Below are 12,318 nucleotides of genomic sequence, written 5' to 3' on the forward strand. Positions count from 1 at the left end.
CCGTGGGGGCAGGACGACGTCACGCAGTTGGATGCAGGGGTGTATCCAAAGGCGATTCCGCGTGAAATTCTGGGGAGAAATCATGCTGAAGAAACTGGCTGCCATCAGCCTTGCCGCCGGCGCGCTCGTACTCGTCGCGCCCACCGTCGCAACCGCTGCGCCGACGGTTCCGTCCGCGTCGTCCGACTCGTATCCGACGCCTCCCGGCGCCAAGGTCGGCGATCCGATCATCGACATCTGCGAAGCCTCGACGATCGTGTTCGGACCGGGCTACTTCCTGCCGTCCGAGAACGTGAACGTTTCGGTTTCCGGCTACAACGCAGGGAAAGCCGCGGTCTCCGGCAACACCGCTGCCGGAGACGGCAGCCTGACGCTCACGTTCCGTCCGCCGTCCGACGGAGAGGGCTCCTACGCCGTCGCCTTCAACGGCTCGCGTGCGTACACGGCGACGATCACGGTCTCGCACGGCCACGATGCTGCCGTGAGCTGCGACCACGATCCTGGAGTCGCGGCCGCAGGTTCTGAGCTGCCGCTCACCGGCGGGGGTATCGAGCTGGCCCTCACGGGCGGGAACGTCTCGCCGTGGATCCTCGGCGGCGGAGCAGCTGCGCTGGTCGCCGGCGGAGCACTCGTCGCGGTCGGAGCTGCACGCCGCAAGCGCGCCTAGGTCCGGCTGCCGCCTCGTGCGGTGGTCGACTGGACGACGGTGATCCCTCCCCCTCCGATCACCGTCGTCTGGTGCATCCGGTGGAACCCACCGGAAGCCCACGGCCGCTCTCCTTCGGGAGGCGACCGTGGGCTTTGTCATGCGCACTGACCTCGCGCTCCAGCGGGCACGGACCCGCACAGAATTCCGCCGCTCCGGGACACCCGGGGTCACGGCTCAGGAGTCGGCGTCTCCGTCGGAGGATGCAGCTTCTGCTGGATCATCTCGTGGATGAATGCGTAGTCGGGCTGGTGCTCGTCCACGCCGGTCTCGGGTGTGAGTTCGATCGAGATGACCGGTTGCTCCTTGGCCTTGAGCATCAGATCGAAGAACTCCGGGAGCTTGTCGGAGGGAAGGTCGGTGCTGATCAGCGCCGTCCCCGCCGCGGCCACCTCGTTGAAACGCGTGAGAACCGTCTGCGGGGTGAACTGCGCCAGAATCGCGGCCTGCAGCTCTCTCTGACGCTTCATGCGATCCCAGTCGCTGGTGGTGTACCGCGAGCGGGCGTACCACTGCGCCGTATCGCCATCCATGCGCTGCTTGCCGGGCTCGATCCATCCGATAGCCCACTCGTTCACATCGCTGCCCGTCCATCCCTCCGGCGGGCCGCCCTTCGGCAGACGCTCGGTGACGTCGATCTCCACGCCGCCCAGAGCGTCGACGAGCTCTGCGAAGCCGTGCATGTCGACGAAGACGTAGTACGGGATCTCGATTCCGAGAACTCCCTCCGCCGCGTCCTTCGTCGCCTCGATCCCGGGTTCCGAGCCGTTGGCCTTGGCATCCGGATAGAGGCCGGTGCCACCATCCTCTCGACAGACCTCCGCGGCGTTGCGTACATGGTTCATCCAGCCGTTCCAGCCGCAGGTCGATGAGCCATGGCCTTCGAACCCGTTCGGATACAGCTCCTGCATCGGACTGCCGTCGCTGAACGGCGCATTCGGAAGCTCTCGCGGGATACCGGTGATCGTGACAGCCCCGGTGTCCGCGTTCACCGAGACCACCGAGATGCTGTCGAACCGCATCGAATCGCGCCCGTCACCGCTGTCGGCGCCGAGGAGAAGGATGTTGTAGTAGCCGTCGCTGGGCTGCACGCTCGGTCCGCTCTGTCCGAAGATCGAGCCGATCGTGTTGCGCACCGATCCGACGGCGGTCGCAGCGTAGCCTGCGCCGCCTCCCACGAGTCCCAACAGCACCAACGCGACGACCGGGATGGCGAATCGGGACGGCCCAGGCACTTTCACGAGTCGCACCAGGCGGAGAGTGTCGAAGGTGAGCACGGCCCAGAGCACGACGTACCCCACCAGCAGCACCTGCACGATCGTCAGGACCACGGCGGAGAAGAACCCGCCACCGATCGTGAGCCAGAGCAGGACAGGGCGGGCGAAGAGCGCGAGGCCCAGTGCCACGATCGCGAGGAACCAGGAGAGCAACGTGGCTCCGAGACCGAATCGCCCGAGGCGACGGTTGCCGGCGAGCACCTGCGCGGAGCCCGGAACCAGGAGGTTCACCGCGATCAGCCACCACCCGCGTTTGACCATCGTCCCCGAATCGGCGGGATCAGGATGCCGCAGCGGCCGGGTCTCGATGAGCGGGCGCCGTGTTGCGCGCGGAGGCGCAAGAGTCACAGTGAACCCTTCAGCCGTTCGTTCTTCTCCTCGACCTGCGCCTCGAGCGCACGTGCGTACTCCTCGACGCGATCGGCGAGAGCCTCATCCGACGTTCCGAGAATCCGCGCGGCCAGCAGACCGGCGTTGCGCGCCCCGCCGATGGACACGGTCGCCACCGGGATACCCGCGGGCATCTGCACGATCGACAGCAGGGAATCCATGCCGTCGAGATATGCGAGCGGCACCGGCACGCCGACGACGGGAAGCGGTGTCATGGAGGCGAGCATGCCGGGCAGATGGGCGGCTCCCCCGGCACCGGCGATGATGACGCGGATGCCGCGTGAACGCGCGTCGCGCGCGTACGACATGAGCTTGTCGGGTGTGCGGTGCGCGGAGACGACCTCCACCTCGTGGGGGATCCCGAACTCCGTGAGCGCCTGAGATGCATCGCTCATCACGCGCCAGTCGGAGTCGGATCCCATCACGACGCCGACCAGGGGCTCGGCGGAAGAGTGCAGTGGCTCGGTCACCAGATCAGGGTACGGTCTGCCGCTGTGAGATTCCCCGAACGGCACACCACTTGCCGCGCATGTGTCGGCGAAGAGCCGCCACATGCGATCTGATCAGACGAAGTGCGCGGCGACGGCACGGGCGACGTAGACCGCATCGTCGAGATCATCGTCTGCAACGTTCACGTGGCCGACCTTCCGACCGGGCCGGGGCGCCTTCCCGTAGGTGTGGATCTTCGCCTGCGGGTGCTCAGACATCGCGGCCCCGAAGCGCTCGTCCAACGTCCCTTCGGCCGGGCCGCCGAGGATGTTCACCATCACTGACCAGGCGGCGCGCGGCGCGGTGCTCCCGAGAGGAAGATCGGCGACCGCCCGCAGATGCTGTTCGAACTGGCCGGTGACGGCGCCGTCCTGACTCCAGTGGCCGCTGTTGTGCGGACGCATCGCGAGCTCGTTGACGAGTATCCGCTCGTCGTCGGTCTCGAACAGCTCGACCGCCAGCATGCCCGTCACGCCCAGACCTTCCGCGATGGTGCGACCGATCGACTCCGCGACCTCCACCAAACGCTCGGTCGCGGCAGGAGCCGGGGCGATGACCTCGGCACATACCCCGTCGCGCTGAACGGTCTCGACGACGGGGTAGGCGACGATCTCGCCGCCGACGCCACGCGCCACCTGCTGGGCGAGCTCACGCACGAACGGGACGAGCTCCTCGACGAGCAGGGCGTCTCCGTCGGCGAGCGCCGCCAGCCAGTCCTGTGCCTCCTCCGCCGCACGCACGACCCGCACGCCTTTGCCGTCATAGCCTCCGCGTGGCGTCTTCACCACGCCTGCTCCGGCGTGCTCGTCCAGGAAGACCTGCAGTTCGGCGGCGGTGCGCACAGCCGCCCATTCGGGCTGAGGGATCCCCAGCTCTGCGAGGCGCGCGCGCATCACGAGCTTGTCCTGGGCGTACTGGAGCGCATCCGGCCCCGGGTGCACGGAGACGCCGTCCGCGACCAGCTGTCGGAGAACGTCCTGCGGCACGTGCTCATGATCGAAGGTCACGACATCGACGCCGGCCGCGAAAGCCCGCACCGTATCAAGATCGCGGTAGTCGCCCACGGCGGTGGACGCCAGCTCGGCAGACATCCCCTCCCCCTCTGCGAGCACCCGCAGTTCGATCCCGAGCTCGACCGCCGGAGCGATCATCATCCGGGCCAGCTGTCCTCCGCCGATCACGCCAACACGCAACGCCATGTGCCGCCTCCATTCGTCTGCACCCATTCTTCCGCACGCGACCGGGCGCGCACGACCGGTTGCCGACGGGCGTCGCCGGCGCCGGCTCGCTCCGCGGCATGCCCGGCGAGGGAACTCAGTCGCCGACGGCCTGCGCGTCGCGGTGGGCGAGGATCTGCCCGACCTCGATCTGGTCGGCAAGAGTCTCGTGCACCAGAGTCACGTTCGGCACGTTCGGCAGTCGCAGCGGCGCGTCGACGCCGTTCGAGAGGGTGATCGTGCCCGACCCCCACAACCGCTGCAAGGGCCCCCGCCGAACGGCGATCGTGTAGCCCCGGGCATGCGACATCTCATGGCGCCGACGAGAACCGATCCCCTGGCGGACGATGACCCGCCGCGTCGTGACGGTGGTGCTCCGCGAGTACCAGACGATGAACGGCAGCACGACGGCGAACAGCAACAGCGCACCCGCCGCGGCGAGGAGCATCCAGTCCTCGAACCCCGCCGGGAGGTTGCCGAAGAAGTATGCCGTCGCCCCGAAGGTGGCGATGAGGACGAGAGCCGACCAGAACAGCCGACGTGCGTGGCTTCGGAAGCGCGCGATCAACAGCTCCTCCGAAGGCGTACCGGGCGGCGGCATCAGGGGCCGCCCGCCGAGCGTCACAGGCTGGGTCACCCCACCATTGTGCCCGTGATCTGCGACAAAGCCGTCTGTGCGGCGGCGTGTCAGCTTCCGGCCGGGCGCACGTGCACGACATCCCCCGCAGAGATCGCGTGCTCGAGACCTTCGGATTCGACGAGAAGACGACCGTCCGGGTCGATCGCCGTCGCCACTCCTTCGAGAGAGCGTCCAGCCGGCAGCGATACCCGCACCGTCTGCCCGAGAGTCGCGCACCGCGCCGACACGGCGCCGTGCAGACCGCTCACGACCGCGTTCTCCGTGACGGTCAGCGCGGAGAGCAGTCCGTCGAGTCTCTCGAGGTAGCTGGAGAGCAGGAGATCGTCTTCCGCGACGGCGCCGAGTGCGGCGAACGACGTGGCCGACGGCACGGGAAGCTGCTCGGCCGTCATGGCGGTGTTCACGCCGGCGCCGAGAACGACGGCGTCCGTCGTCGCTTCCGCGAGGATGCCGCAGATCTTGCGTCCATCCACGAGGACATCGTTCGGCCACTTCACGGCGACGTCGTGCGTCGGAAGCTGCTCAGCGATCGCCTCCGCCATGGCCAGCCCTGCGGCGAGCGGAATCCACCCGCGCGCGGCAGGATCGGCGGGAAGCGCCCGAAGCAGGACCGAGACGGCGATGGCCGCGCCCGCGGGTGCCGTCCAGGTGCGGTCGAGGCGGCCACGTCCGGCCGTCTGGTCGTGCGTGACCAGAACGGCTAGGTGCGGCCACGCGTCGGCATCGGACGCGTGCGCGCGCAGATCGGCGTTCGTGGAGCCGGTGGCACCCACCAGATCGAGACGAGCGGCGATCGCACGCGCGAGGGGGAGCTCCATGATCAGGAGTCCTCGTCGGCTTCCTCGTCGTCGTCGTCGTCCTCGTCGGTTCGAACGGTCCCGACCTCGTGAGCCTGCCAGCGCTCCCACTCCTGCATGAGGCCGTCGACAGCCGCATGGAACTTCGCGGTGGCCACCCCGTGCGTCGTGTCACCGAAATAGTGCTGGACCCACATCCGCAACCGGGCGATCGCAGCCTCATCCGCGCGGACGCGGTCGACCTCGGCCACGATGTCGGCCGCCGCCTCGGCGGTCAACCATTCGCAGTCCGCCAGGTAGCCCTGCGTGTCGATCGATGCCTGCTCGTCGGTCGGACGCGTGATCATCAGCGGCTTCCCCGCCGCAAGCCGGTCGTACACCATCGCGGAGATGTCGACGATCGCGACGTCAGCCGCCGTCAGCTGCCAACCGAGTTCCGGAGCTGCATCGTAGATGTGGTGTGCGTTCGGGTCCGCCGCGTTCGCCGCATGGATCGCAGCCACGATCCGTCGGTGCGCGGCTCCGTACTCCTCGTCGACGACCCCGCTGCGAGGGTGGGGACGGTAGATGACACGGTGGGCGCCGGTCGCGAGCAGGCGAGACACGAGAACCTCGCCGTGCGATGCGATCGAACCGTAGTGCGCGCTGGGTCGGTCTCCCTCCCACGTCGGCGCGTAGAGCACCACGGTGCGCTCATCGGGAGTGTACGGAAGGGTGCCGGCGTAATGATCGGCCTGCGGGCGACCGATCTCGATCGTGCGGCGGTCGACGTCGTAGTCCCACAGCGTGCGCGAGAGACGATCACGGGCGGCCTGTCCGGCGACGAACGCGTAGTCGTAGGCCTTGTACTGGTTCGTCGTCATGTACATCTTGTCGGACTCGCCGTGGTTGATGAACACGTGCCAACGCCGCCCGTAGCGGAACATCTGGAAGTTCCGAGTGTTCTGGTTCACGTAGAGCACCAGGCGGATGTCCTGGGTCGCGATGAAGCGTTCCATGTCGCGCACCTTCGGCACGAAAGCCACGGGCGGCGAATCCTCCTCGAGCAGCTTCTCGGTCCCGGTCGCCTGGCGGGAGAGCACGACGACGGGCCAGCGCTTCGAGAGCTCGGCGAGCGGGCGGTACCACTGGCGCATCTGGTACATGTTCACCGCGCCGTCGGCGAAGTAGACCGCGACCTTGAAATGATCGGCCGGAAGCGGTTCGCGCTCGGCGAGACGCCGCCGCACACGCTGCACAGCGGTGCGAGACGCGAGCGCCCGCTTCAGCAGACGATATGCCTTCTTCGCGTCAGACAGTGCACCCATCCCTCCAGAATAGTTCGTCCGCGTCGCTTCCTCCGGCTGAGCCCCAGCCACGTACCCGAGGTCTGCCCCTCCCACCCCCTCAGGCAACGTCCGTCGACGCCGTGCCATGATCGTCATGTGCCCGCAGACGAATTCCCCACTCCCCGGCCCGGGGTGTCCTTCGTGATGCCGGTGCTCAACGAGCGTGCATACCTCGAACACGCGATCGCGTCGGTGCTCGCACAGGATGTCGACGCTCCCACCGAACTCGTGCTCGCGCTGGGGCCGTCGACGGACGGCACCACCGAGCTCGCGCGACGGCTCGCCGACGCGGACGACCGCATCCGGCTGGTCGACAATCCTGCGGCGCACATCCCCGTCGGCCTGAACGCCGCGATCCGCGCAAGCCGCTACGACACGATCGTGCGCGTGGACGCGCACTCCGAGCTCTCCCCCGGGTACGCCGCTCGGGCGCTGAAGACCCTGGAACGCACCGACTCCGCGAACGTCGGCGGCGTGATGCATGCCGAAGGACGCACCCCCTTCCAGAAGGCCGTGGCGCGTCTGTACAACTCGCCGGTCGGGCTCGGTGGTGGCGCATATCACGGGAGCTCCCAGGAAGGCGAGGCGGAGTCGGCCTACCTCGGCGTGATGCGGCGTGACGTGCTCGACGAGGTCGGGTTGTTCGACGAGACGATTCGACGCGGCGAGGACTGGGAGCTCAACCTCCGGATCCGCCAGGCAGGTCATCGGGTCTGGTTCGACCCCGACCTGTCCGTCACCTACTGGCCACGGGAGAGCTGGCTGCGTCTGGCCCGACAGTTCCGTGCCACCGGAGCCTGGCGGGGCGAGCTCGTTCGGCGGTTCGGACGGAGCAACGGGCTTCGATACTTCGCCCCGCCCGCGCTTGTCGTGGTCGTCGCCCTCGCCGTCCTCGTCGGGGTCCTGCAGGTGACCGGCGTGCTCACCGGGGTGGCCTCGATGGTCGCCTCCCTTCTCGTGTACGGACCGCTCGCCCTCTACCTGCTGCTCATCCTCGGCGTCGCGCTGGCTCCCGGCGGAGGGGGCGTGCGACAGCGGATGTGGACGCTCCTCGTCCTGCCGACGATGCACATCTCCTGGGGTCTGGGCTTCCTCGGCGGCGTGCTCCGGGGAGCCCACGACACCGTGGACGCCTCGCGTCTCGGCACCCGCAACACCCCGCTGCCCTGACCCCCTCGTACGGAAACCGTCGAGCTGACACCCCCGCTGACGAGATCTCTCGCCGGAGGTGTTCCACGCGAGCGTGCTCGCGCCCCGCCGCGCTCAGGCCGTGACGAACCCGAGGTCCAGGATGCGGTCGACCACGCGCCGCGCGGCATGACCGTCGTCGCGAGCGTTGAACTGCTGACGCCAGGCGGCATAGCGATCCGCATACGTCGCCTCATGGCGCTCGTCGTCGAGGGCAGCGGTGAGCTCCTCCTGCGTCCGCACGAGCGGACCGGGCGCCCTCTCCGCGAGATCGAAGTAGAAACCGCGCAGCTGTCCGCGATAGTGATCGATGTCGGGCACGAGGAAGTACATCGGCTTGCCGGTGACGCTGAAGTCGAACATGACCGAGGAGTAGTCGGTGATCAGCGCATCCGCGGCGAGCAGCAGCCGCGCCGTCTCCGGGTAGCCGGTCACATCGATGACCCGTGCACCGGCGAGATCCCGCCCCTGTTCCAGAGTGCGGGAGTGACCGCGGACGAGGACCACGGCGTTCGCCTGGCGTGCCAGAAGCTCCGCGTCGACGAAGTCGACCATCTCGGCGCGATCGTCACGCCAGGTCGGCGCGTAGAGCAGCACCCGCTCGTCGGGGCCGATGCCGAGCGCTGCACGGACCGCGACGGGATCACCCGTCGTGAGCGCATCGTTCCTGGGGTATCCCTCCACCCAGATCGGTCGCCCGAAGAAGGCGTACGCCTTCCGGAGGATGCGCTCGGAATACGGGTTCTGCGCCAGCAGGACGTCCCAGCGCCGGGATTCCTTCACGACCGCCGCCATCCGGCGCGGATCGAAACCGGGACGGTGCAGCGCGAGCCGCTTGAGGGGTGTGCCATGCCAGGTCTGGAGCACCTTCTGGCCGGGCTTGCGAGCGAAGCGCCGTCGCAGCCAGTCGTTCACCACGAGCAGTCGAGCGGCTCCGCGTGCGTGCCACCACTGCGGGCTGCCCTCGACGACCGCGATCGCGCCCTCCGGCACCTCGACGGAGAGGTCGACCACACTCCAATACCGTCGCACCTGGGGGGCTCGCGCCGCCAGTTCCCGGTCGATGGCCCGAGGGTTGCAGCCGACGCTGCGTCCGTAGAAGCTCTCGAAGAACACGGCGTTCTCCGTGCCTCCCGCCTGTGCGACGTACCTCTCCTCGAGGGTGGATCGTCCTTCCGCCGTCTCGTACACCGGATCGATCGGCGCGGCGATGCGCACGACACCGGCCTCGACGGCGATGCGCACCCCGGTGAGCACCACCGGAGCGATGCGCACGCCGTCGAGGTCGGCGCCGGCGATCCGCAGTTCGTAGGAGCCGGTCGGCAGCGGGAGCGAGGGCCCGCCCCAACGCGATGCCTGCAGCGGGAACGTCGCCTTCCAGGTCGCGCCGCCTCCGCTGATACGAGCCTCGACGTGCGCCCGCGGTCCGCGCAGGTCGGCCGTCTCCGGTCGCTGACCGGTCCCTTCGATGATCAGGGCCTCCGCCGCGTCATCGATGCGGGCCGTTGTCATACTGCTCCCTTCGGCGCGGGAATCCCCCGTGCGCGGATGACCTGATAGACGCGTTCGGTGTTGCGTCCGTCCCGATACGCGTGCATCTCCGCGCTGAGCGTAGCGGAACGGACGGATGCCGCGTCGCGGACGGCATCGTCTGCGAGGAGGGCGTCGAGCTGCGCGAGCAGTTCCGTCCAGTCAGCGGCGGCATTCGGGCCCGCGACGTCGTCGAACCGACCGTAGAACCCACGGGTGGTGGCGTACTCCTCCGCATCGGGGGCCAGGAAGAGCACCGGCATGCGCAGGAGACCGACGTCGTACGCGAGTGACGAGTAGTCGGTCACGAGCACGTCGAATGCCGCGAGCGCCGGCGTCACGTCCGCCAGCACTGGGGCCCCGAGCGCGCGCACCCGCCTGCTCGGAAGTGGCGGCGCATACCCGCCTTCGCCGAGAGGATGCGAGCGTACGAAAAGGACGGCGTCACGTTCTTCGAGGAGCCGGAGGATGCGGATCCACTCGTCGGCGGTGGGAACCGCCGGGTCGGGGGCACCGTCACGCCAGGTGGGCGCATACAGGATGGAGCGCGCCGTCTGGGGGATCTCTCCCGCCACTGCACGGAGAAGAGTGGATGCCGCCGACCGCACCTCGTCGACCGCACCACGCGAGAGCACGTCGACTCGGGGTTCTCCGGTCACCACCACGCGGTCGCCCCCGAGTCCGAAGGCGGACTCCAGACGCCCTCTCGCGCGGTGCGAAGCCGCGGGGAGCACTCGGATGCGCTGGGCCGCCGCGCGGTAGAGGATGCCGACGGCACGGCGGAGCAGCGCTGCGCCGGGAACATTCGGAACCTGGGTCGTCGCGGGCGAGTCCAGGCCGATGCGCTTCAGGGGGATCCCATGCCAGAGCTGCACCACGAAGGCGCCGCCGTTCGCGTAGCGGTTCACATCGCCGAGCCCGTGCGTCACGACGAGCACCCCGGCCCGCGCTGTGTGCCACCAGCCGCGAAGCCCGCCCTTGCGCGCGGACCGGATGCCGAGCGCCGCCGCATCCCGGTCCTCGCGCTCCGACGATGTGAGCCATATCGTGTCGTGGCCGGCCGCCGATGCGAAGCGCTGCAGTGCGAGGGCGCCGTCGCCCACCCCGGCTCCGCAGCCGAAGACCCAGCGCCGACCGCGCGGAAGGAGGACCGTGCCGATGCGTCCGACGGCATACAGCGGGATCCGCAGGAGCTTGGCCGCATTGCCGGTGCCGAAAGAGAAGGACGCCACCCCGCGAGCCTATCGCGGGGTGGCGTCCTTCTCGGCGCGCGGTGGGCTTCAGCCGGCGAGTTCGCCGAGCTTCACCTCGACGTCGTACTGCTTGCCGCCGCGCACGTAGGTGACCTTGGCATCGCTGCCGGCCGCCGCCGCACGCACCTGAGCGGTGAGATCGCTCGCGCTGGTGATCGGGACTCCGTTGAACGTGGTGACGACGTCGCCCTCCTGGATGCCGGCCGCAGCCGCAGCGCCGCCGTCCGTCGCCTTGGCGATGTACGCGCCGGAGACGGTGGCACCCTGCACGCTCGACGCGTCCTGGACCGAGGCGCCGAGAAGGCCGTGCGTCGCCGCACCGTCGGCGATGATCTCGTCGGAGACCCGCTTGGCGATGTTCGACGGGATGGCGAAGCCGATGCCGATCGAGCCCGACTCCTCGGAGCTTCCCGAGCTCGCGATCGCCACGTTGATACCGATCAGCTCGCCCTTGCTGTTCACGAGCGCACCACCGGAGTTCCCGTGGTTGATCGCGGCATCCGTCTGGATCACGGCGATCGAGATGGAGTCCGAGGTCTGCGGCGTGCCGCTGCCCGGGATGTCGAACTGGAACGGCCCTTGGCCCTGTCCCTGATCGGGCGTCTGCTGCTGGTTCGGAGCGTCCTCGGAGGACGAGTCGGGCAGAGCGGAGGAAGCGATCTGGATGCTCCGGTTCAGCGCGCTCACGATGCCCGTCGTGACCGAGTTCGCGAGCCCGAGCGGGGCTCCGAGCGCCACCGCGGTGTCGCCGACGTTGAGCTTCGAGGAATCGGCGAAGTCGATCGGGGTGAGCCCCTTGGCATCCTTCAGCTTGATCACGGCCAGATCGTAGATCGGGTCGGTGCCGACCACGGTCGCCTCGAAGATGCGTCCATCGGACGTGGTCACCCGGATCGTCGGATCCGCGACAGCGCCGCCCAGCGTCACGACGTGCGTGTTGGTGAGCACGTAGCCGTCATCGCTGATGATGACACCGGATCCACTGCCTGCCTGGTCGGAGCCCGCCACCTCGATGGTGACGACGGACGGGAGTGCGGCGGTCGCGACAGCCGTGGTCTCGTTGACGGAACCGGGGTTGTTCACGGTCACCGTCTGCGGCCCGGTCGCCGTGCCCGAGGAGGGCTGGTCCTGGAGCCCGTTCAGCAGAGCGCCTCCGCCGAAACCGGCGACCCCGCCGACCAGAGCGGCCGCGACGATGAAAGCGGCGAACTTCGCGCCGCTACGAGGCTTCTGCTCCTTGGTCTTCGTCCCCTCGCCCGGAAGGCCGGCACCGCCGTCGAGCGGCTGCGTCGGCTGGGTGTACGACGATGCGGTGGGGATGCCGAACGCCGCGCCCTGCGCGGTGGCGGTTGCCGGCGCGGTGGCGGCGGGTGCCGCGTAGCCCTGCAGGACCGGTGCGATCACCGGTGCGGCCGGGGCCTGCGAGGCGAACGTCGACGGCATCTCATGCCCGTGCACCGGCGCAGCGGGCGCCGGCGCGGCCGACGCCGGTGTGACGGGTGC

General features: G+C 69.0%; 11 protein-coding genes. 2 read left to right on the forward strand and 9 right to left on the reverse strand.

What is annotated here, in order from left to right; genetic code table 11:
- Positions 1 to 82: 82 nt before the first annotated feature.
- Positions 83 to 667 (forward strand): hypothetical protein, encoded by a 585-nt coding sequence (locus DW307_RS02755; RefSeq protein WP_021200307.1) that lies wholly within the window; start codon positions 83 to 85, stop codon positions 665 to 667.
- 209 nt (positions 668 to 876) lie between these two features.
- Here the strand turns inward: DW307_RS02755 and DW307_RS02760 are convergent, their stop codons facing one another.
- The 6 genes from DW307_RS02760 to DW307_RS02785 form a co-directional block, all read right to left on the reverse strand.
- Complete coding sequence (locus DW307_RS02760; protein ID WP_136023857.1) at positions 877 to 2,331, reverse strand: LCP family protein; 1,455 nt, start codon at positions 2,329 to 2,331, stop codon at positions 877 to 879.
- The gene (gene purE / locus DW307_RS02765; protein WP_136023861.1) at positions 2,328 to 2,795 is read right to left on the reverse strand and encodes a 5-(carboxyamino)imidazole ribonucleotide mutase; all 468 of its coding nucleotides are present in this window, start codon (positions 2,793 to 2,795) and stop codon (positions 2,328 to 2,330) included. The genes DW307_RS02760 and purE overlap by 4 nt, the downstream gene beginning before the upstream one ends.
- Positions 2,796 to 2,936: 141 nt before the next feature.
- Positions 2,937 to 4,061, reverse strand: coding sequence for a 5-(carboxyamino)imidazole ribonucleotide synthase (locus tag DW307_RS02770; RefSeq protein WP_029258298.1), 1,125 nt, complete (start codon positions 4,059 to 4,061; stop codon positions 2,937 to 2,939).
- A 115-nt stretch (positions 4,062 to 4,176) separates the two neighbouring features.
- Complete coding sequence (locus tag DW307_RS02775; RefSeq protein ID WP_172889180.1) at positions 4,177 to 4,680, reverse strand: PH domain-containing protein; 504 nt, start codon at positions 4,678 to 4,680, stop codon at positions 4,177 to 4,179.
- 86 nt (positions 4,681 to 4,766) lie between these two features.
- Positions 4,767 to 5,537, reverse strand: a complete 771-nt coding sequence (locus DW307_RS02780; RefSeq protein WP_136023858.1) for a biotin--[acetyl-CoA-carboxylase] ligase — start codon at positions 5,535 to 5,537, stop codon at positions 4,767 to 4,769.
- Positions 5,538 to 5,539: 2 nt separating this feature from the next.
- A complete protein-coding gene (locus tag DW307_RS02785; protein ID WP_136023859.1) occupies positions 5,540 to 6,823 on the reverse strand; it encodes a CDP-glycerol glycerophosphotransferase family protein in 1,284 nt (427 codons plus the stop codon).
- 117 nt (positions 6,824 to 6,940) lie between these two features.
- Here DW307_RS02785 and DW307_RS02790 point away from each other — a divergent pair, with 117 nt between their 5' ends.
- Positions 6,941 to 8,014, forward strand: a complete 1,074-nt coding sequence (locus tag DW307_RS02790) for a glycosyltransferase family 2 protein (RefSeq protein ID WP_029266771.1) — start codon at positions 6,941 to 6,943, stop codon at positions 8,012 to 8,014.
- Positions 8,015 to 8,107: 93 nt separating this feature from the next.
- Here DW307_RS02790 and DW307_RS02795 read toward each other — a convergent pair whose 3' ends face one another.
- From DW307_RS02795 to DW307_RS02805, 3 genes are all read right to left on the reverse strand, one after another.
- Positions 8,108 to 9,544: a CDP-glycerol glycerophosphotransferase family protein gene (locus DW307_RS02795; protein ID WP_029266770.1), complete on the reverse strand. Its 1,437-nt coding sequence runs from the start codon at positions 9,542 to 9,544 to the stop codon at positions 8,108 to 8,110.
- Positions 9,541 to 10,794, reverse strand: coding sequence for a CDP-glycerol glycerophosphotransferase family protein (locus DW307_RS02800; RefSeq protein ID WP_136023860.1), 1,254 nt, complete (start codon positions 10,792 to 10,794; stop codon positions 9,541 to 9,543). Before DW307_RS02800 ends, DW307_RS02795 begins: the two co-directional genes overlap by 4 nt.
- Positions 10,795 to 10,842: 48 nt before the next feature.
- Positions 10,843 to 12,318: S1C family serine protease (locus tag DW307_RS02805; protein WP_240750463.1), on the reverse strand; the 1,476-nt coding region annotated here is incomplete at its 5' end.

It is taken from the genome of Microbacterium sp. K27, from assembly GCF_004794435.1.
GTDB lineage: Bacteria > Actinomycetota > Actinomycetes > Actinomycetales > Microbacteriaceae > Microbacterium > Microbacterium maritypicum_A.

Excerpts from the sequence above, each read along its gene's own strand:
- DW307_RS02755 (WP_021200307.1), top strand. The coding sequence starts at position 83 with ATGCTGAAGAAACTGGCTGCCATCAGCCTTGCCGCCGGCGCGCTCGTA.
- purE (WP_136023861.1), bottom strand. The coding sequence starts at position 2,795 with ATGGGATCCGACTCCGACTGGCGCGTGATGAGCGATGCATCTCAGGCG.
- DW307_RS02770 (WP_029258298.1), bottom strand. The coding sequence starts at position 4,061 with ATGGCGTTGCGTGTTGGCGTGATCGGCGGAGGACAGCTGGCCCGGATG.
- DW307_RS02775 (WP_172889180.1), bottom strand. The coding sequence starts at position 4,680 with ATGCCGCCGCCCGGTACGCCTTCGGAGGAGCTGTTGATCGCGCGCTTC.
- DW307_RS02780 (WP_136023858.1), bottom strand. The coding sequence starts at position 5,537 with ATGGAGCTCCCCCTCGCGCGTGCGATCGCCGCTCGTCTCGATCTGGTG.
- DW307_RS02785 (WP_136023859.1), bottom strand. The coding sequence starts at position 6,823 with ATGGGTGCACTGTCTGACGCGAAGAAGGCATATCGTCTGCTGAAGCGG.
- DW307_RS02795 (WP_029266770.1), bottom strand. The coding sequence starts at position 9,544 with ATGACAACGGCCCGCATCGATGACGCGGCGGAGGCCCTGATCATCGAA.